This window comes from Paenibacillus sp. FSL L8-0494 (genome assembly GCF_038003695.1).
Lineage (GTDB): Bacteria > Bacillota > Bacilli > Paenibacillales > Paenibacillaceae > Paenibacillus_AQ > Paenibacillus_AQ odorifer.
Genome location: NZ_JBBOPQ010000001.1, coordinates 1130584 through 1152449, shown reverse-complemented (window position 1 = coordinate 1152449; position 21866 = coordinate 1130584). Strand labels below are relative to the sequence as shown.

Annotated in this window: 15 protein-coding genes and 1 riboswitch; of the genes, 1 reads left to right on the top strand and 14 read right to left on the bottom strand. The window is 46.0% G+C overall.

Going from position 1 to position 21866, the window contains the following annotated elements:
• Positions 1-160: 160 nt before the first annotated feature.
• The gene (locus NYE35_RS05070; protein ID WP_036676580.1) at positions 161-1639 is read right to left on the bottom strand and encodes a potassium/proton antiporter; all 1479 of its coding nucleotides are present in this window, start codon (positions 1637-1639) and stop codon (positions 161-163) included.
• Between the two features lie 194 nt (positions 1640-1833).
• Between NYE35_RS05070 and NYE35_RS05065 the strand changes: the two genes are divergently transcribed.
• Complete coding sequence (locus tag NYE35_RS05065) at positions 1834-2898, top strand: GNAT family N-acetyltransferase (protein ID WP_341120288.1); 1065 nt, start codon at positions 1834-1836, stop codon at positions 2896-2898.
• An 87-nt stretch (positions 2899-2985) separates the two neighbouring features.
• Here the strand turns inward: NYE35_RS05065 and NYE35_RS05060 are convergent, their stop codons facing one another.
• From NYE35_RS05060 to NYE35_RS05000, 13 genes are all read right to left on the bottom strand, one after another.
• Entirely contained in the window at positions 2986-5691 is a 2706-nt protein-coding gene (locus tag NYE35_RS05060; RefSeq protein ID WP_081383823.1) for a discoidin domain-containing protein, read from the bottom strand.
• A gap of 51 nt (positions 5692-5742) precedes the next feature.
• The gene (locus NYE35_RS05055; protein WP_036676584.1) at positions 5743-7263 is read right to left on the bottom strand and encodes a glycosyl hydrolase; all 1521 of its coding nucleotides are present in this window, start codon (positions 7261-7263) and stop codon (positions 5743-5745) included.
• Between the two features lie 153 nt (positions 7264-7416).
• The gene (locus tag NYE35_RS05050) at positions 7417-8967 is read right to left on the bottom strand and encodes a glycosyl hydrolase (protein ID WP_081382474.1); all 1551 of its coding nucleotides are present in this window, start codon (positions 8965-8967) and stop codon (positions 7417-7419) included.
• Positions 8968-8979: 12 nt separating this feature from the next.
• Positions 8980-9059: riboswitch (cyclic di-GMP riboswitch) on the bottom strand.
• Positions 9060-9195: 136 nt separating this feature from the next.
• Positions 9196-10569 carry a sugar phosphate nucleotidyltransferase gene (locus NYE35_RS05045; RefSeq protein WP_036676586.1) on the bottom strand — a complete coding sequence of 458 codons (1374 nt, stop codon included), beginning with the start codon at positions 10567-10569 and terminating at the stop codon, positions 9196-9198.
• A gap of 646 nt (positions 10570-11215) precedes the next feature.
• Positions 11216-12556, bottom strand: coding sequence for a UDP-glucose dehydrogenase family protein (locus tag NYE35_RS05040; RefSeq protein WP_036676589.1), 1341 nt, complete (start codon positions 12554-12556; stop codon positions 11216-11218).
• 4 nt (positions 12557-12560) lie between these two features.
• On the bottom strand, positions 12561-13661 hold the full coding sequence (locus NYE35_RS05035; RefSeq protein WP_036676592.1) for a glycosyltransferase: 1101 nt from the start codon (positions 13659-13661) through the stop codon (positions 12561-12563).
• A gap of 61 nt (positions 13662-13722) precedes the next feature.
• Entirely contained in the window at positions 13723-14862 is a 1140-nt protein-coding gene (locus NYE35_RS05030) for a glycosyltransferase family 4 protein (protein ID WP_341120285.1), read from the bottom strand.
• Positions 14862-16049: a glycosyltransferase family 4 protein gene (locus NYE35_RS05025; RefSeq protein WP_036676596.1), complete on the bottom strand. Its 1188-nt coding sequence runs from the start codon at positions 16047-16049 to the stop codon at positions 14862-14864. Before NYE35_RS05025 ends, NYE35_RS05030 begins: the two co-directional genes overlap by 1 nt.
• The gene (locus tag NYE35_RS05020; protein WP_038568901.1) at positions 16036-16893 is read right to left on the bottom strand and encodes a glycosyltransferase family 2 protein; all 858 of its coding nucleotides are present in this window, start codon (positions 16891-16893) and stop codon (positions 16036-16038) included. Before NYE35_RS05020 ends, NYE35_RS05025 begins: the two co-directional genes overlap by 14 nt.
• A gap of 26 nt (positions 16894-16919) precedes the next feature.
• Positions 16920-18305, bottom strand: coding sequence for an oligosaccharide flippase family protein (locus NYE35_RS05015; protein WP_036676601.1), 1386 nt, complete (start codon positions 18303-18305; stop codon positions 16920-16922).
• Positions 18271-19749, bottom strand: a complete 1479-nt coding sequence (locus NYE35_RS05010) for an O-antigen ligase family protein (protein WP_076316976.1) — start codon at positions 19747-19749, stop codon at positions 18271-18273. Before NYE35_RS05010 ends, NYE35_RS05015 begins: the two co-directional genes overlap by 35 nt.
• Complete coding sequence (locus NYE35_RS05005; protein WP_036676606.1) at positions 19746-20519, bottom strand: WecB/TagA/CpsF family glycosyltransferase; 774 nt, start codon at positions 20517-20519, stop codon at positions 19746-19748. The genes NYE35_RS05010 and NYE35_RS05005 overlap by 4 nt, the downstream gene beginning before the upstream one ends.
• A complete protein-coding gene (locus tag NYE35_RS05000; RefSeq protein ID WP_036676609.1) occupies positions 20516-21862 on the bottom strand; it encodes an O-antigen ligase family protein in 1347 nt (448 codons plus the stop codon). Before NYE35_RS05000 ends, NYE35_RS05005 begins: the two co-directional genes overlap by 4 nt.
• Between the last annotated feature and the right edge of the window lie 4 nt (positions 21863-21866).

The window sequence follows — 21866 nt, the reverse complement described above, 5'->3', positions numbered from 1 at the left end:
TATATTGTATTTAGACTCATTCTAAATCTATATACAATTTAACACATCCTTTTGCTTTTTGCAACCACTTTGAAGATTTACATGTTGCCGATTCTAGCATAACTTTTGTTATACCGCCTATTATCTCTGTCACACTCTGGATAACAGCCTCTTTCTAAACTTAAATCAAAGATATATTTTCCTCCGCCGTCTTCCCTTTCTGACTCCGGAAAAAAGCCCTCATCTCATCGCGTTTGCTCTTTGGACTTAAGACATATACAGTATCCCCTGGCTCAATGACGGTACTGCCATGGGGGGTGACAATGCTTTTATTCCGGATAATAGCAGTAAATAAGATATCATCTGGCAGTCCAATATCGGAGATTTTCTGCCCGGCAATGGGCATGTAAGGTTCAATTCCTATGTGGTTGAACTCGGAATCTGTCTTGCCAAGGGCGACCAGCTCCATCAGTGATGGCTGTGCTGAATCCTCTTGCCCCACCAGCTTCAACCGGGAAGCCAGCGGTGAAATGCTTGTTCCTTGAATCACTGCTGAGGTCAGCACGACGAAGAACACCACATTGAAGAACAGTCGTCCGTGGGGAAGATTGGCTAGCAGCGGATAGGTTGCCAGTACAATTGGAACGGCTCCGCGCAGGCCTGCCCAGGAAATCAGTGTTTTTTCACGAATAGAGAATTTGGAAAAGAGCAAGCTTATAAACACACCAATGGGCCTTGCCACAACCATCAGAATGACGGACAGCAATATACCTTGCCAAGCCACCTCTGCCAGCTCCTGTGGAAATACCAGTAGACCCAGCAATATAAACATAAATATTTGCATCATCCAAGCGAAGCCATGACTAAAATTCATAATTGTTCGATGATACATTAGCTCAGAATTGCCAAGGGTAAGACCCATTACATAGACAGCCAGCAAGCCGCTGCTATGAACGAGTGCAGATAACCCGTAGGTTAGGACAGCAAATCCAATCGCCAATACCGGGTAAAGCCCCGTGGAATCCAGGTTAATTCGATTGATAAGATATACTGCGATTTTGCCAAGTACAATCCCTATCACCAAACCAACTGCCATCTCCCATATAAAGGACAGCACAAGTCCCCATATCGCCATATCCGGATGCTGAATCCATTCGATCAGCGATACTGTCAAAAACACCGCCATAGGATCGTTGCTACCTGATTCCGCTTCGAGTGTCGAGGTCAGTCGTTTGTCAATATTCTTACCGCCTAATACCGAAAAGACCGCAGCCGCATCAGTCGAACCCACGATAGCTCCGAACAGAAAACTTTCCGCCCATGACACCTCAAGAATCAGCTTAGCGAACACCCCAACGATAGCTGTCGTTAACAATACGCCTACCGTAGATAAGGATAATGCCGGCCGAATAATAGGCTTGATATCCTTAATACTGGTCTGCATCCCACCTTCGAATAGGATAACAACCAGCGCAAAAATCCCGGCCATTTGTGTTAAGGAAGCATTGTTAAAAAAGATAAATTGACTCAGTACCATCCCCGCAGCAAGGAAAAGCACTAGCGCTGGCATTCCAAATTTAGTGGAGAATTTGGTGGAAAACACACCTACAAGTAAGAGAGCTGCCAGCAATAATATGATATTATCTGCAAGTTGGGTCACCGTTTATTCACTTCCCTTTCTCTTCTAGCTTAAAATATAAGCTTCCTTATTTATGTACGTTATTACCCTTATCCACATCCTTTTGAGACATTGAATAATATAAGCAGGATTGAAGATTTCATCCGCTGGGGCTTATACTTAAAATAATTCCTTCCTACCCTGCTCGTATTTACATATAAGGAGGCTGACTGTAAATGCAATTGAGATTAATTAAACCTGCGGAGCTGGATCAAGCCGCTCTTCTAGCCCATTCCATCTTTCGCAAAGCCGGCGACACTTCTATGAAAGAGCTGTTTCCGCTGATTTTCAGCCCTGGTTACACTCACTCTTATGCAGCCGTTGCCGAGGACGGTAACATCGCTGCTTTTATGGGATTAGTGCCCTCCACGATCCGCACTGGAGAAGCTCTCCTGAACGTATTCTCCATCGGTGCAGTTTGCACAGATCCTGCTTATCGCGGCCAGGGACTAGCCGGTCAGCTTCTACAGCTATGCCAGACCCATGCTGCGAATGCTGGCGCATCACTTATCTTTGTCTCGGGTGACCGCTCGCTGTATACCCGAGCGGGATGCGTACCGTTCGGCGGTACGCAATTTGCCGAGCTGAACGCAAGCTCGGCTCACGCACTTGCTGCCGCAGCAGGGGAAGAATGGACGCTGCGGCCAATGCAGCCGGGCGACTTCTTCGCCGTCAACCGGCTGCTGAATGAACGCGAAGCCGGACAGATGTACAGTCCGGGTGAGCTGGCGCTGCTGCTGGGTGCCGAGGCTTACGCGGGTGTGCTGGGCTTGTCCCAGCGCACACTCGTAGCCGTGCGGGACGGCAGCATCGAGGGGTTTGCCGCGATGGCTGTGCCCGCGGCGGATGTGCCGGCGCCGAGCCCAGCGACGGCGGTGGATTGGGCCGGCCAGCCGCAAGCGGTAGCGGCGTTGCTGGCCAAGGCGGCTCTGTGCAACGGCGTTGGCACGCTGCAAGTGCCTGTGCCGTGGCAGGAGCGCAGCCTGCTCGCGCTTCTGCGGGACGCCGGCGCCTCCTTAAGCGCCGGCGCGAACAGCGGGACGGTCTGCATCGCAGACCGGGAAGCGCTTTTGCGGCAGACGGAAGTATGCCGCAAGCGTAGCCTCGACTTGTCGTCCGTGGACGACAAGGAGCTGATCTCGCTGCTGTTTGATCCAGCGAGCCCGCTTCGCACCTCAGATTCCTCAGGGGAATCTGAGGCAATTCCATTACCTTATATGTCTGGTCTCCATTTTATTTAAAGCACAAAAATAACCTCAGCGGGAGAATGATCCCGCTGAGGTTATTTAGTATGCTCTATTAACAGTTATATAAATTCAAATAATTGCTTATTCTCTGGAGTACACCTGTAGCTCTTGAATAGACCAATAATTCCCGCCCGCTCCGGTCTGTACAATTTTGATATACCGTGTCTTTACCTTAGAAAAGGTTATCTTCGTAAGCTCTTTCGTGCCTTTTCCAGAGGTGAGTTTGTTCCAGTTTTGAGCATCGTCAGAAATATAAACTACATAGTCTCTTGGATAATCAAATGGTGATAACGTGCTGTCCAAATCTATTCTTTCAATTTCATGTGCTTCACCCAGATCAATCTGAAAATACTCTCCAGAAACCTGATGTTTCCCCGTATCCCAGCGCGTGCGCCGATCCCCATCGATGGCCAGACTTGGAGCTGATGCCACCGTATTCACATTTGAGGTTACCTTCCACTTTGTCCGATCCAGAGGAACCAGGCCGGTGGCTGTAATCTGAATTTTGTCGGAAAGTAGATTTGAACCTGATACCCTTACCGCGTAGGTATATAACGTCCCTTCACGTAAATTATGATCCGTGTATTCTGTAAGCTTCACATCGGTGGCTACCACCTTCATTTCCCCCCCGCTACCTTCAGCACGAAGCAGCTCGTAGCTTGCTCCCGGTGCCTCCAACCAATTTAATTTTACAGCTAAACCTTTTGTTGCTGCGGCTTTGAATCCTTTAGGGGCAGACGGCTTTACTTCAGAGGAAGGCTGCAAAATATACTGCACAGCCTCTCCTGGAGCAAGTGTCTCCGTAAAAGTTAACGTGGGAGTAGCCTTTTTACCTGTTACATAACTTCTTGCTTTTTCATACGTATCCCCGTTTCCAAAACGTTCCCCTTCATACACCCCGTTTTTCGGCATAGTCACATTTACACTCACAGTTTGTGGAGTAGACTCAAAGTTAACGAAATTAACCAGCACCTTATTTGAGGTCGCTCCGCTTCCCGCAAGAGGCTTCAATGTAGAAGTATCCACGGCCCGAACATATACCAGCTTGTCGGCTAACACATCTTTGTTGGCAACTTGATAAGTTAATGGAGCTCCATGCGTAGCATAGGCAAGACTGAGCCTTCTCATGATGCTGACACGTGAATCCTCATTTTCTTTTGTATAATAAATCTCTGTGGTCGCCGGATCATGCTCTTCTAAATTAAACCCGTATTTGAATAAACTGAAATCCTTAAAAAAAGCAGCATGCTGCACAAACATATCCGCATAACCAATATGCGCACGCATGATCCGGTCGAATACAGCCGCTGTCCGCTCCGTTGCCCCGTATTGATAGGCATCCACATGACTGTCCGAAGTACCAAATTCAGTGGTCAGCATTTTTTTGCCGAGTCCATTGTCTGCGCCAGTGAAGGTCTTCAAATTCTCAGTAAAGCTTCCTCCATTACTAAAAATATAAGAGTCCCCGTAGGAATGTCCATTGGTCAAATCCGTAACCTTCTCCAGCTCCATACGTTGCTCTGGATCACGTTCCCAGCCATCCGGATCTCCACATTCCTTCCCAGTTCCCTTCTGATTACCGCAGGAATCCTCACTGTAACTCGGCCAATACGCCCAGCCCGGAGCAACAGTTTGTAAATGGGGCGCGATTTGCTTGCCCTTTTTATTTAGCCAGTCCGCAATCGCCAAGTTAACTGCCTTAGAACGATTGAATAATCCTGGCTCATTATCTACCTCATAATATTGAAAATAGGGGCTATATTGCTCAAAATAATCCGTCAGCTTTTTCTCTGCATCAGCGGGCAACGATCCGTCTGCCTTAAGCTTAATATCACCAGTATGCAAATACAGAGCAACCGCCTGCATGTTGTAATCCTGCAACACCTTGTAATATTCCATCATATCCGAGCAGGACCGCCCAACATCGCTGGCACAGCTGGTTCGCATCACATTGCCGCTATAAGCCATACCTAGCCATTTGATAACATAAGGCAAGTGCGTAACTGCACCTTCATCGAAATAAAATTGCTTATTATTCACTACTGTTCCGGTCAATGTGTAGCTGCCATGGATAGGCTCAGAAATTGGAGCGTTAAGAGACTCTAAACGGAGATTATCCCAAGTCCACCAGGAATATTCGTCTTCTTTGTCACTGCAATATAAACAGCGAACCGTTTGCAGCTTCAATTCGTTCGTTCCTATCTTCAATTGCTCCTTGGGAATATATAATTCATAGGTCTTTTGAAAGCTATATTCACTTTCTGTGCCAGCAACGCCTGCAATTTGAATGATCCCCGACAATTGATGATTGGAGAACACACTCATTTGCGGCACGGATTTATACGCATCCAGAATACCTACGCTAAATAAGACCCCATTCTCCGGGATCTTATTTAGCTGATATGTGATCGTTAATTCCGGCTGGGTCTTTCCATTCAAGCCTGCAGGCAAGCTCTGCAGAGCCGATGATTTGAGCACCGAAGAAGGAACATTAAAGTCCTTCTTGCTGCCAGAAGTGCCACTCGCAGCGAATTCAGCTGCTGAGCCATCATGTTGTCCCAGATTCCAGATCACAGTACCATCCGGTATTTCTGCTGCAGCATCAGTTCCTGCAGATAGTCTCGGTATATTGGCACCTACCTTATAATCGTTTGTCCTATTCGTTCCGAAGACAGAGACAGACAACAGAAACAAGACGGTTAATGCGGCGAATTTTAGTAATAACAGTAATGGTTTGTTTGCAGATATCTTATTTTTTCTATTAGATATTCTCCTCGTTATTCCCATCCATAGGTCCTCTCTTTCTTCCGGAATGTCTTACCCTATCATTTCATTAGATTAAGGAAGGAACAATGCCCCTTGTGGAATTACCTGCTGCTTCTGGCTGGAACTCTCCCATAGCAAACGAAGATTGGCATCTCCTTCATTCTCATAATATTCAATTTGGATATCATAAAGCGTTCCAGCTGTGAGCGGGATACTTCCTTTATGAAGGGTTGCACTTTGATTTTTCCAATTGTCGATGATCAGCTTTCCGTCAATCCAGACACGGACTCCATCATCAGAGGATGCTGAAATTGTATATTTCTCACTGAATTTGGGTTTGAGCTTCCCTTTCCAGCGTACAGAAAAGTGATCTTCATTTATCCCTGAGGCAGGTGACGCACCATGCCAATTAAAATCAATCTTACGGTCATCGCGGATAAGTACCGCTTCTCCCTCTAAATCAGTATTGTTATAGTATTCTCCAGTTAAACCCGTTAGGGTTACCGGAGTTACGGGTGCTATCGAAGGACCTCCTGTTGTGAGAACATAGTCCTCTCTCGATACTATAAACGAGTCTTTCATAAAGCTTTTAATTGACTGTAGCGTATTATTTTCTGTCAGTAATTTTCCCCAGGTCATCATATAGACCCATTTATTTTGTTTCTCAGTTAATACATCCGGGTTCGGCAGCTGTCCGCTCTCCCCGATTCCGATAGGTTTACCCTCGGCCAATGCGAGCAGATCCTCATAGTAGGACTGCTTATAATCGTTATTGTAGATATCCGCAGCCAGAACATCGAGTTTATCCCCACCGGGATAATATGCAGCATAAGGATCTGACCATTCATTCGGCGCATTCGGATTCCATACCCACAGTAGATTATTTAGCTTGTGTGTGTTTACAAAACGATCATAGACAATACTCCAAAGCTCTGAAAAATTGTCCTTTTTCCCCCACCAAAACCAACCGCCATTCATTTCATGGTAAGGTCGCCATAAGACTGGAACTCCGGCATCACGCAATTGTCCCAAATATCCAGCAACCTCGTCTAGATCTGAGATTAGCCTCTTATACTGAGCTGTCCCAGGTGTAACATAAGCATTAAATTTCTCTTGACTGAGACTTCTGTTTACATTGGACCATTCTGGAGATGTTCCCGGCAAACTCTGATGGAATGTCATGGCTACAATGCCACCCTCGTGATGCCATTCAATTGCACTGTCTATCACTGCTTGCCGCTGTTCTGCGATCGTCCCTTCGGATTGATTATTAATCGCCCCTAATTCATAACCATGTAGAACGGCATTTTGTCCCGAAGTATTCTTCAGCTTATGAACCAGTTCATCTGGGCTTTCTAGATAATCATGCTGGCCCGACAAAATCCCTTTGCCACGTAGATTCACCAAATTACTCAGCAGTTGCTTAGCCTCTTCAGAAGCCGATGGATTACTGGGTATAACCGGAGGTAAAGAGGAAGAAACACTCATAGCCTTCGGAAGACTCTTAACCTCTCCCCAAGGCAGCAAGGAAAAAATAATAAACACCGGTAACATAGTAAACAACAATCTGTTTTTCTTATAATATTTACGCAAATAAATCCTCCTTTCGGTAGCTGTACTGCCTCTACAGGTGCTAAATAAACATACCTGTTATCGGACAATCGTCTTCTGACCTAATGAGGACTATAGCTTAGTAGCTCTGCAATAACGCAGAGCCACTAAGGATCGACCTTTAATTTTCATCAATCAGGAGACATCCGGAAGAAAAAGTGCACTTGCTGGAACTGTCTCTTTAGCTTGACTAGCACTTTCCCACATCAAGCGGACTCTCGCATCGCCTTCATTCTCGTAATACTCCACCTTGATATCGTATAGCCGACCAGCCTTCAGCGTTATAGTGCCCTTACGCTCAGTACCACTTTGCTTAGTCCAACTATCAATCACGGATTCCCCATTCACCCAGACACGGATACCATCATCTGAGGTAGTGTAAAATGTATATTGCTCATTATATAACGGCTTAATTTTACCGCTCCAACGTATGGAGAAACGATCAATCCCGAGGGCGGCATCCGGCGAGCCTTGCCGCCAATTGAAATCGATTATTGCATCAGTTCTGTTAAGAGTTGCCGCTCCCGACAATAACATGTTGTTGTAATACTCTCCTGCAAGCCCCTTCGCGAGAGGAATTGCTGCCTCCCCCTCTTCTTCGGAAGGTGCCGGCGCTGGTGCGGCGCTAGGTGTCGGTGCCAGACCAGTATTTAATTTATCTCTGGTCAGGGTGTAGTTGCTATTCATAAATGTTTTGATTGTGTCTGCACTGTTATTTTCGTAAAGCATTTTTCCCCAGCTCATCATATACGTCCATTTACTTTGCGATTGCTGAAGCTTCTCCAGATTAGGCATTTCACCATTCTCCCCGATCGCAATCGGTTTGCCTGCGGCTAGACTCAACAAGCTGTCATAGTATTTTTGCTGGTAATCATTTTCGTATATATCTGCTGCCAGAATATCTACTTTATCAGCACCTGGATAAGTTAGCGCATAAGGATCTGACCAAACATTGGGAGCATTCGGACTCCATACCCATAACAAATTATTTAATTTATGAACGTTAACAAAACGGTCATACATTATATTCCATAGTTTAGAAAAGTTATTTTTCTTCCCCCACCAGAACCAGTTCCCGTTCATTTCATGATAGGGTCTCCAAAGCACCGGAACATTGGCATCGCGCAAGCTTTTTAAAGAGACTGCCACCTTATCAAGCTCAGCGATCAGATTATTATATTGCTTGGTACCCGGTGTAACGTAACTATCGAACTCACTCTGGCTAAGTGTTTTTTTCACATTATCCCAGTCATAAGAGGTGCCCGGCAGGTTAGCATGAAAAGTCATAGCTACGATCCCGCCCGCTTTATTCCAGTTGATGGCGCTGTTCACCACATTTTGACGTTGCCAAGCCATCGTTGCTTCGGACTGACCACTGATCGCACCCATTTCATAACCGTGAAGAGCCGCATATTGTCCGCTGGTTCCCTTCAGCATATTGTTAATTTCATCTGGACTTTCTAAATAGTCATGTTGACCAGCAATAATGCCTTTTCCTGAGATCGAGTAAAAATAGTTAAGCAGCTTTACGGCTTCAGGTGAGGCACCTGGGGTAACCGGCGTTCCAGAATTTGAAGCAGCTATGACAATAGACGGCGAAATTCCAACAGCAAGCGGAAGTGCAGTCAGAAACAGGACGAGTGACAGAAATGCACCAAACAATCGATACGTACGGTAAGCTTTCAAAATAATCTCCCTTTCGGTAGCCAGGCTGCCACTCTTTCGAAGGCCCTATAGCTTTGCGTCCCTACCTTTCGATAGGTTTGCCTTTTCAATTTAAGAGAAATAATCTCTCTTACCGTAAGTATCGACGACAATTAATGATATATTTAGTGTTTTTATGACTTTTTTTGATAATTGAGTCAATTTACCTGTTTCAAGAAATTTTGAATTGGTTAAATAGATAGGTTAGACCTATGAAATGAATTGTTGTAGTTCTATATCATTCCAGTCTAAAGTAATACGAATGTTATCTTCTTCTACTAATTCAGACCCCGTCTGTACCTCTATAAACTCAACATCCGTCAAAGCAAGGATCGCGTGTTTCGTTCCTTCCGGTATACGTACCACGTCCCCAGCCTTCACATTATGTTTTTTCTCATTCAGCACAATACTTGCTTCGCCGCTGACGATTGTCCAAATTTCACTACGCTTGCGATGTAATTGATAGCTGATATTATTCCCCTCGGATATAAAAATCCGTTTGGTCAGCACTTCATTGCCTTCATCATATTTCACATAATCAATAACTTTGTAATGGCCCCAGCGGCGTTCCTCGTACATCGGTCTCTGTTCAAAGGTCTTCAGCACTTCTTTAATCCGTGGGCTCTCAGCTTTATGGGTAACTAGAATTCCATCCGGGCTAGCCGCAATGATCAGATCCTTCGCACCAATTACCGTAATCGGAATGTCCAGCTCATTAATCAAGCAAGTCCCCTCAGAATCCGCCGTCACAAAACCTTTTCCTACATGCTTGCTGCTCATTTCCTCTGTCAGCGTATTCCACGTTCCAAGATCCTTCCAGAATCCATCATACGGCTGCACCACAATATGTTCTTCTTTCTCCACCACTTCATAATCAAAGCTGATGGAAGACAATAGCTTATACTGCTTCTGCAATTCTTCATATCCTAAAGGCAACCCTTTACGCTGCAAAATATCTAACAAGTACCCTAAACGGAAGGCAAACACTCCGCAATTCCACAATGCATTTTGCTCGATGAGCTGTTCTGCTTGTATGCGGTCTGGTTTCTCTTGAAAGTGACTCACCTTCATAAAACCATTCCCCCCCGCCTCTTCAGTGGTAGGAATAATATATCCGTATTTCTCTGAGGCATGTTCAGGAACAACACCCATTAGTGCCAGATTTGCTCCACTTTCCAGCATGGTCCCCTCAAGCATAGCTATGGTATCGAAAAAGGATGCTTCTACATAAGGGTCAACAGGCAATATTGCTACCGTCTCCGCTGGAGAAACACCTGCCACTGAATAAAGATAGGTAGCTGTTAAGGCGATAGCCGGAAAAGTATCCCGACGCTCCGGTTCAACGATAATCGGCACATGACTTCCCAGTTGGCTTTGTATCATTTCTACTTGGCCGCGGCCGGTGGCTAGATAAGATGATTCTGCCATCCCTGCTTCCTCCAGCTGTCTCCAGACACGTTGTACCATGGATTCTGGTTCACCTTGAGGGCTTTCAAGTACCTTTAGAAATTGCTTTGAACGTGAGTCGTTAGACAACGGCCATAACCGTTTACCTGAACCGCCTGATAGAAGTACCATTTTCATAGAATGAACCCTCCTTGAATGGAATGTATTAAAAGCTATGTCTTTGTTAGGTAGAATCCACTCCAAGGGATTTTGGACTTCCGATCGCTGTTATCCTCAGATTTCCTGATTGGACCGCTTCTCGCGGTAGAAATCCGAGGATAAAGGCGAACACTCCGTTTCTACAGTTCCAAATTCCCTTTCCGTTCTTAACCTAACCAACTACTTTTTAACAATGATCCATGCGCACCGGGCTGTACCAGCCGGAAGCGAGCACGTTTTTCTAAAGATTTGCTTCTGCTCCGGGGGAGGCAGCTGCAACTGCAAGAACAACTGCAAGAACAACTGCAACTACAAGAGCAAGACTAGTTGCCACCACAGAGACAGAGACAATGACAACTACAAATGCTACTGCTACTGCGGTATATAATCAGAGTACCTAACTTTATAAATTGCTTAGAACCTTAAAATAAGGGAACGAAGTGGCGGAAGAGAATTTTGGAACTGGAGGAGCAATAGCATCCGCCTTTGTCTGCGGATTTCTACCGCTATCAGCGGTTAAAATCAGGAAATCTGCAGACAACAGCGGCTGGAAGTCCAAACATTCTCTGGAGTCACGGCTCATCCCTAAATAGAAAAATCACAAGTTCAATCAATATAACTTAGATTAAACCGCTCCAGCCACACTAGCAGAATAACCGCTCAATCCGCCCATCTGCGGGCGGCCGACAGAATGATAAACGAGGCCGGTACCCTCGATTTGCTCCTTGGAATACACGTTGCGTCCATCGATCAATACCCCATTACGCATGCTTTTCGCCAGCTGATGCAGATCAATCTCCTTGAGCAGGCTCCAATCGGTCAAGAGGCAGACGGCATCGCTGCCCTCAGCCGCTTCCTCTGGCAGATGGCACCAGCGAAGCTGCGGATGATCGTATTGCTGCCTGAAATTTGTAGCTGCGATTGGATCATATAGTTTGACTGTTGCCCCCTCAGCCACCAGTGCCTCAACAATCTCTCTGGCTGGAGCTTCGCGGACATCATCAGTATTAGGCTTAAAGGCAAGCCCCCATATCCCAATCGTCGAACCGCGCAGGCTGCCAAGTGATTCATGCAGCTTGGAGATGATCATAAACCGTTGTCCCTTATTCACTTCGACTACAGATTTCAATAATTTGAATTCGTAATCGACGTTGCCCGCAATTTGAATGAGCGCATTAGTGTCTTTCGGGAAACAGGAGCCTCCATAACCGATGCCAGCCTGCAGGAAGGATGACCCGATTCTTTGGTCCATACCCATTCCTTGTGCTACCTCGGTTACATCAGCTCCCACTTTTTCACAAATATTGGCGATCTCATTAATAAAGGAAATCTTCGTGGCCAAAAATGCATTCGAAGCATATTTGATCATTTCAGCACTGCGTATATCTGTTACAAATACATTTTCTGTGAAACCCTTATGAAGCTCGCGCATAGTTGGTTCCAGCTCTGGATTATCAAGACCAATGACAATTCTGTCGGGATGGAGGGTATCGCGAATCGCTGAGCCTTCACGTAAAAACTCAGGTGCAGACACGATATCAAAAGGATGATGGGTATGGCTAGAGATCATTTTGGAGATTTTCTCATTTGTCCCTACTGGAACTGTAGATTTAGTCATTATAATTTTGTGCCCTTCCATCGCTTTAGCGATTTCAGCGGCTGCACCCTCAATATAGGTTAAGTCTGCTTCACCATTAGGCAGTGATGGCGTACCTACAGCAAGGATGATAATATCTGAACGGCGCACCGAATCCTGAAGATCCGCAGAAAAAGATAACCGTTCCTCACGAAGATTCAGTTCAATCAGTTCCTCGATTCCCGGCTCATAGATGGGCGATTCCTTCTGTTTCAGCTTCTTAATCTTTTCCTCGTCCTTATCCACACAGATGACATGATGTCCGCCCAGTGCAAAGCACACGCCAGATACAAGACCCACATACCCAGTACCGATTACTGTCAGCTTCATATAATCATCCTCCTTTTAGAAAATTGACGTACGCCTGCTCAACATACTGCTTGAACTTAACCATAAACGCCTGCTCATCGAATTTACGTGCATGCTCCATAATTTGATCGATATCCCAAGCGTAGGACTCTACCTCATAAATAGCCTTAAGTAGATCCTCCACTTCTTGATGCTGAAAGAACACACCATTTACATAAGGAATAATAGTATCTAGTGCGCCACCTGCTTGATAAGCAATTACCGGTCTTCCTGCAGCGTTCGCTTCCAGCGGTGTAATTCCAAAGTCCTCTTCTCCTGGAAAAATAAATGCTCGACACTGTGCCATCATTCCAGTCACTTGCTCATCTTCTAGCCGGCCCAGAAACGATACATTATCCTTAGCCATGCCTTCGAGGCGCTTGCGATCCGGTCCATCCCCTACGATATAAAGCTTAAGACCGTTACGATTGAAAGCCTCTACCGCCAGATCAATCCGCTTGTAGGAAACAAGCCGGGAGACAATTAAATAATAGTCGCCAATGGTAGAAGAGCTTGTAAACCGGGCTGTATTAATCGGTGGAAATATGACATCTGCATCCCGGTGATAATAATTCTGAATCCTCGTCTTCACTACTGAAGAATTGGCTACGAACTGATTCACATTTTTAGAAGTCCGTTGGTCCCACGTTTTAAGCTGCTGCATGTATACCTTAAGCATTTTCTTGAACAGCCCGGAATTCGACTGACGTTCCATATAGGTGTCATAGTCCCATGCGAAGCGCATAGGCGTATGGCAGTAACAAAGATGAAACGTATGTTTAGGAACCTGAATACTTTTCATAAAAGCACTGCTGGAACTCAGGACGATATCGAAACCGCGAAAGTCCAAATCACGGATGGCCATTGGATAAAGTGGCAGCACCCCTTTAAAATTGGTCTTTACTCCCGGAATCTTTTGCAGCCAGGAGGCACGGATATCCGCATCTTTGAGATTGTCAGTAAGGCGGCTTCCGTTAAAAACCGTTGTGTAGATTGGAGCCTCGGGATACATGTGATGAAAGACTTCCACCACTCTTTCCGCGCCGCCCATTTGGATTAAGTAATCGTGCGCTATCGCAATTTTCATGTGAATCATCCTCAAAGTTTTATGGAGCATCATCTTCAGAATTACCGCGTCATATCATCTGTCAGGTGCCCGCCAACAAACCTTTATAGTAGTCAACGATGTCCTTGACCGTATTCTCGATAACAAAATGCTCTTTCACTCGTTTCATCCCATTGTCCGCCATCCGCCGTCTTTCCTCTGGGTGATCCAGCATCCATTTAATGGAGTCTGCCAGTATCGCCGCGTCATCAGGCTCTATCAGTAATCCTGTCTCACCATGAACTACAATTTCTACCGGCCCGCCTTCATTGGAGGCGATCACCGGTAATCCCGCTGCCATTCCTTCAACGATAACTTGGCCAAAAGGCTCAGGAGTTACCGAAGTGTGAATCAGTAAATCAGCAGTATTCATAAGGCCTTGAATATCATCCACATGCCCTAGCATGCTTACATTAGTAAGCTCGTCGTTTTTTATCTTTTGCAGCAATTCCTGCTTATAAGCCTCTTCTCCAAACAGAGCGTCTCCGGCCAGCCAGAACTTCACACGAGGTTCGTTCTTAAAGCTTTTTGCGGCTTCCAGCACAATATGCTGACCTTTCCAATGCGCCAATCGACCAACTAGCAGTACGTTAAAATTCTTCTGGTCCCGCATGCCGATCCCATTACCAATCGCTTTAGCGAAAGCGGAGTATACGACCAGCGTTTTTTTGGAACGCGGCAGCTCCAAAGCATTCAGCGTAGAATGTGAATTCGCGATGACTCCATTTGGGAGCAGTCGCGACAGCAAACGAATTCCTTTGGCAACGATAGGCTTTAAATAAGGGGCTCCAATATGATCCCGGATATGCCAGATCAATGGAACGCCTGCTATTTTTGCAGCGATGGCTCCGTATAATGCAGATTTCAGGGAATTGGTGTGCACGCAATCTACCTTCTCCGCTTTTAAGAGCGGCGCAAGCTTGCGGCCATAAGCCAACAGCTTGAAGGCTGCAGCAGGTGCTCCCAAGTTGACTGCATTTCTACCACGACTTCTGATGCTCTCATCCAGCGGAATAATACGGACATCCATCCCTTTTTCACGTAGCCGTTCAGCCAGCGCACCATCCTCAGCCAGAATTACCAGTGGATCGATCTGTTCTCCAATATGGGTAAGGATGTTAAACAGGGCAACTTCTCCACCACTCCATTTAGCAGTGTGATCTATATAGGCCACTCTAAGCATTACGTGGTCACCTCCTCTCCTAAGGCTTGTAGGAACACGGATTCTACTTGATCCGTAACATGCTCCCAAGTATATCTCTCTAGTACATGCTCTCTACATTCATCACGGCTCGGAAGCAGCTTTCGATTGCTAAGCATATGGATCATGCCTTCGGCCATGTGGTCGCTACTTGAACTCTTAAATAGCAATTCCGGCCGGAAGCCTTGCAAAATCTCCTTATTGCCGCCAATCGGTGTAGCCATCACTGGCAATCCTGAAGATAAGGCTTCAACGGTAATCAAACCAAAGCCCTCCAATGCCTGTGAGGGAACCACGAACATGTCCGCTGCCTGATAATAAGAGGCTAGTTCATGATCAGGAATGTAGCCTAGCAGCCTTACCTTGTTGCTTAAGCCATAGTCGGCGATCTTTTCTTCCAGTTCCCCCCGCAACGGCCCTTTACCACCAATCAGCAGAATTGCATTTGGGAATCGCTCCGCAACTTGCTTCCAGGCTTCAAGCAGCTGGAGTAGTCCCATCCGATTGACCAAACGCCGGACAGTCAGCACGGTTGTTGCTCCCTCAGGTAAATTCAAGGTCCGGCGAATCGCCAATCGATTCGTAGCGGGGATAAAACGTTCCACATTAGCTGCGCCTGGAATCACAATAATTTTGTGTAGTGGCACTCCGTGCAGCTTATGGAGAATATCGCGGAACGTCTCACTAAGCACGATGAACTTATCCGCTAGCTTATAGGCTCTATGTTCAATGGATTTGGCGATGGTTGTTTTGACCCGGTGCTTAATGCCTTGACCTTCGATTTTCATTTCTTCATTCCATGGGCCATGAAAAGTCATCACTACAGGAATCCCACGTTTCTTTGCTTCCAAGGCTGGACCAATACCATAAGGAGCAAAGTGAGTGTATAAAATATCTATACGGCCACTGCCCTCTCCCATCAGATCGGCCGCCTTACGCTGGAAAGCATCCTTACGTTTCCAGATCCCATCTTTTGGATCTCCGGCATTGTGAATAATCAATTCCTCAGGGGTAGCAGGCGTCTCTTGACTGCAAATCAGCGCATGCACCCGATTACGTGAGGAGAGTTGCTCGCAAACGGATTTGAAATACGTGTTAAGCCCACCCGGCTGTAGCGACGGCCAGCTAAGGCCTGTCGTCATAATGTTCAATCCGTCACTGTACGGCATAGCTTCTCTCTCCTTTATTCTCCTTCTCGGTCTGACTCGTCTTCGCATTGTGCTGAGTCAGCTTTCCCGATCTAATTAATTCGTAATGCTTGAAGCCGACCATGAATTCATACATGACCCAGAATACGGATACACCGAAGCCTGACATTCCCTTCTTGAACAACCCATGTAAGAAATACTTTTGCAGGAAACGGGCTGGTGGTCTTAACAGCAGATGACTGACCCGAAATCGTTTGCCCTTGGCATACGCACTTTCAGCTTCCAAGTCAGTATACTTATTGAAACGTGCCACATGATCGTTAATACTGCGGTAACCATAATGCCAGAGGGTTCCTGTCAAACGTATGGTTCGCTCTTCTGAGACCTCGGGCATCTCGTGCACCAAGCTATTTCGAATTCCATATGCTTTGCGGTTGTATAGGCGCACTAGATATTCGCCACGATCCAGCCATCTGCCCATAAAATCACCGATCCGGTAGATAGAATAGGCAACCGATTGATCCATAAGCCCCGGTTTCAGTTCAAGAATACTTGCGGCCAACTCGTCGCTGACCACTTCGTCAGTATCAATAAGGAAGACCCAATCATGAACCGCGCGTTCTACTCCGAACTCCCTCTGTTTCGCATATCCGGGCCAAGGGTTGACGTATACTCGACAATTCAAGCTTTCAGAAAGCTGTACTGTCCCGTCTTTGCTGCCTCCGTCAATCACAACCACCTCGTCGGCGAATAACCTGCAGGATTGTATGGCCTTAGATATTCGAACTTCGTCATCCTGAGCGATGATGACAGCCGATATTGGATAATTGCCTTGGCCGCCTACCACGCTTTTTACTGAATCCATGAAGGTTTCCTCCTTTATCTTTCGCATTATCCATTCATATCCATAGGTTTCTTGCGAATGTAAGAATTCATCGTCGTCTTCATCCACTGAATGTCCTCCCGGGTAATAAGCAGCCGCGGAAGTTTAACTTTTAAGGTGTACTTTATATTGAGAACAATGAAGAAAAATCGCAGGATTGCTGATGACAACATCGCTATCCCTGCTCCGAGTAAGCCAAATTTAGGGATGAGCAGGAACAACATTGGGATAACCAAGAGTAAGCCAAAACCTTGAAGCATCGAAACAATTTTCGGCTTGCCTAGCGCCATAAAGGCCTGCGCCAGAATGATCGTCCCCCCGCTAATAGTCACTTCAAGGAGCAACAAACGAAACACGGTTAATGCCGCATTGAAGTCTTTGCCGTACATCAACGGAATTACTAAAGGGGCTAAGAGCATCAGAACTACTCCGCCAAGCATGGTGAAGGTCGTACTTATTCGAAAGGCTTTGAATGTTAACTCAACTGCCTGTTCTTTTGACAGCTCAGAAGCCTTAGGAAACAAGACGATCGTAATCGAACTTGAGAAAAAATTAACCATCCGCGATAGACTCACAGCCACTACATACAGTCCCAAATCAGCAGGTCTTAACAAACCGGCAATTACGATCTGATCGATATAGGTAGAGAAATTGCCAAGCAAGTCATTGCCGTAGGAACCCAGCCCGTAAGTGAACAATCTTTTTAAATTCTGATAGGCCCCTCTCATCTTCACCTTATAGGTGCGAAGCAAGGAAATCGTCATTCCGATAAACAGCGGCGCCCCCGGAAGGAGATAGGCAACTGCAGTTGTAAAAGGATTCATCTGATCCAGCGCGATCAATATCCCGATCATCGTCAGTGTAAGCAATGGCACTAGATAGCGAATCCAGTTAAATCTCTTGTATTCTCCTCTGAATTGAAAAGCTGCATTGTTAATTTGAGAGATCGCTATAATCGGACACAGAATCATAGACCACTGAGCAAAGGTCACGACCTCCGGACTGAATGACTTCAGCCAATAAGGTAAGACCACGATACCTATAATCATCGCTATGACCCCAAAAATGGTACCGAGCAGCAACGCCATACGATAAAGCACTCCGGCATCCTCCGGGTTTTTCTTAGCGTTATAGATGAGAGCTGAAGGAATGCCAAAGCTCATGCTAAACGCCAGAAACTGTGACCAGTTAATCATCGCCGTCTGTTCCCCACGACCTGTCGGTCCAAGATAACGGGCGGTCAGTACACCAGTTAACATGTTAATCAATAGGATCATGACACTGACAAACATAGTTTTTACGGCTGCCGAGCTGTTGTCCTTGCTCTTGGCGAACAGTCTAAAAGATGACCAGATTGTTCTAGCGGGGAGAGATTTTGCATTCAACTGCTGCATACGGTGTTCCCTTCCTTCTACTTTGAGTAATCTCCCTTGCGCTGAGGCCAAGACCGATCAGCATCCAGATTAAGTATCCCTTGAGTCCGGGAAACCCATTATCTGAAACTAGACTGACAATCGCACCGGTCCAAGTAGCTAACGCAAGTCGGGCGTAGGGCTGCAATTGGTCCCTGCTGATTACTCTAGCGAATATCTGTTTGACAACTGCGCCTAAAGCTCCGAAGAAGAACACAGCACCCAGAACACCAAAGGTAAGCAGTAAAGCGATAACTCCGTTATCCATAATTCCGTACTCTCCAAGCTCGCCGTCATTACCAAGCTTAGTCCCTTGGCCTACACTACCAATTCCCTGACCTACTGGATTGGCGGCGACCATCGGCAGCATGTTTTGCCATAAGCTTAGCCGTTCATTATAAGAGTGATCTTCCTGAACAGAAGATAGTGTCTCTACCCGAGCAACCAGTCCTTCGGCGCCAGGCAATTTCGGCACAACCCAGAACAACGCAGCAGCCACAAAAACTAATTGGATCAAGGTTTTCCACTTTCCCTTAGAAGGAGAGGTTCCAATGTACATGAGCAGCATCACCAGAAGTATCAGCCATGCCGCACGTACTAAAGTAGTCAGCAGGCAAATTACAACTAGCAGAACGCCGATCCAGCGCAATGTTCCCCGCCATTTTTTCTCCAGTATCATCGGAACTAAAGCAAACGCTAAGAATGTTGCTGCCGGTCCGGGCGAATTCAGCGTAGAGAACACTCGGATTTCCAATGGATATGGATTTCCGATGGACATCATGTCCGCATGTTTCATCCAGAACACATCCCAAGGTGGCACTGTCAAATACTGAACAATCCCGTAAATGGCAACTAGGACTGCAATATTGGCAAAAGCAGTAAGCAATCGATCGATATCCTTCGGCTTGAACTTCGTGACGGCAAAGTACGGCAATAACAGCAGTGGCACAATATAATTCGCTAAGTCATAAACTGAGCCCATGCCATTCTTAGCCAAACCGATTAAAGCACCATAACCCAGCGCAACTGCGAACATTAACATGATCCGCGTGGAGGCTTTTTGAATATTATGAATCTCCTTCAGCAGCGGAATGATCAAGGTTACACCGGTTAACAAGGGAGCTAAGCTCAGCAAGGATACAGAGTGATAAACTCCTTCTGACCAGTCAGCAATGCGGCGCAGCTCTGGAGCTAAGGCCCAGATTAGCAAGGTATAAGCAACCAGCATTTTCGGTCTAAGTATGGCTAACAAGAAAGCCGGGAATAGGATGGCTGAGAGAATGGCTCCCTGCAGACTGTTCGATGAACTCAGCATCGCACTGGAGAAGCCAATGATCAGCGGAAGAGAGACACCTACAGCAGCAGTCCCCCCTATTAATCCAGCTGTCTTGATGAACCTAAGTGATGGGGGCGTAAATACACTCATTCCAAGCCTCCTTCCTTCACCTTATCCCGCTTACGCAGTTCCTTAAGTAATAAAAGTAGAAATTGTGCATCGTCCACAAGATATCTTTTCCAGAGCCGGCCGGGCTCCTGGCTAAGCCGCCAGAACCATTCGAACCCTGTTTTTTGCATGAAGCTAGGTGCTCGTTTCACTGAGCCTGACAGAAAATCAAAGGTCGCTCCCACTCCGATCGATATCGGAGCTTGATAAGAGGTATAGTGGCGATAAATCCACTTTTCCTGCTTAGGCGCTCCTACACCAACAAACACGATATCTGGCTGGCACTCTGTCAGCATTTCTATAATGCGTTCATTCTCCTCCTCATTGTGCTCGAATCCATAGGATGGAGAATAACAGCCAACCACATTTATTCCGGGATGCGCTGTTTTCAAATTCATTGCTGCCCGTTCCGCCACGCCTTCAGCTGAGCCTAAGAAGAACAGCCGGTACTTCCTTTGCTCAAAGGCGTTGCCCAATCGATTAAATAGATCCGCGCCGGATACCTTCTGCTTAAGCGGCTTACCTAGCATTTTGGATGCCCAGATCAGTGGCATTCCGTCAGCAACAACTGCGCCTGCCTTCGAATATACCGTTTGAAATTCTTTATCCTTACGAAGCTTGATCACATGATCTACATTACAAGTGAGAATATAAGACTGATTCCTCTCCTGAATGGTTTTATCAATGTAATCAAGCAAATCCATGAAATCATAGTTATCAAAATTGACATCGAACATATTCACTTGACTCATCGTATCACTTCTTTTTGTGGGGAATCGGTTGGCTGTGAAGATCGATACAGGCAGTTCAGGTACCAACAGAACGGAATAATAAATTGGACCGTCGACAACGTGTTATCGGAGAATGAGTAGATTAAAAACGCTGCAATAAATAACAGATAATAAGGTTTGATCGGCGGAGCCAATGCTCTGTACACCAGAATAAATACAGCCAATAAAGAGAACATCAACAGAATAGCGCCAATATATCCCCCATCGAAGTAAAAGCGGATATACTCGTTGTGCGGAACTACAAAACCCTTATACAACGTTCCATCATTTGCTACCGTCACTGCTCCAAGCCCTCTACCAGACCAAGGAGAGTCCGCAGCCTTATTTAAGAAATACTCCCATGCCTCCGACCTTCCTGATAAATCAACAGCCGTATCTGTCTGTCTCTCAAAGGAACGTTTCTCAAAATTATCAAGCTGCCAGAAAACAGCGACCATAATCAGGAAAAATGCACCCATCAACGGAATTAGCAGATAGGTTCTGCCCTTCAAATATTGGCGAAGAATATCATAGAAGTAGTAGAGAACGGTAAGTCCAAGTGCCAAGATAGGCCCTCTTGTTCCTGTTCCAATCAAGATAAAGAAATTCAGAACTAACATGATATAGAAAAAGCGTGCTTGCTGCGGATTCCGCTTCACCTCAATAAATGGAATCGCTACTCCCATAAAGGCCAGCATCGCTAGATGCGCAGGAATATTAGCCCCCTGAATCCGTACAGCGCCTGTATACTCGATGTTGAGAAAATTATGAACATGCGCAAGCTGCAGCAACAAACCAACCACTACACTAACAAGAGGAAGCATACAGATAATTTTGATTTGCAGCTCGGCTACATTCTTTTTCCAGTTAATTAATAAAAATACGAATGGAATGGATAGACCGATAAAAGCTTTAACTGCAATGGATGAGGTCATTTCCGGCAGCCAGATCGAAGATCCAAAGGTAATCACCAGCAGCGCCACCATTGCCCACAAGGGGTGACTCAGACGAAACCGCAAGCCATTGACCAGAATACAAGGAACAAGCAGCATCACGATAACCAATTTATAAAGGGACAGTATCTCCATTCCGAACATGCTGCCATCATATAAAAAGTTAATCGATATTGCCGTTGTGATTAGAACGAAATAACTGATCAGTTCAGGCCGTGAAATCGAGATTCCCAGCAAAATAATCAGAAGCACGGCAGCTATCGCAATCATCGGCTGGTAGATGACCGCCGTTCCAAAGAACAGGGCCGACATGAGATAGAGCATCCCGTATGGCAAAACATTTAATTTGGAGCCCCACTCAAAATTTGTCATGTTA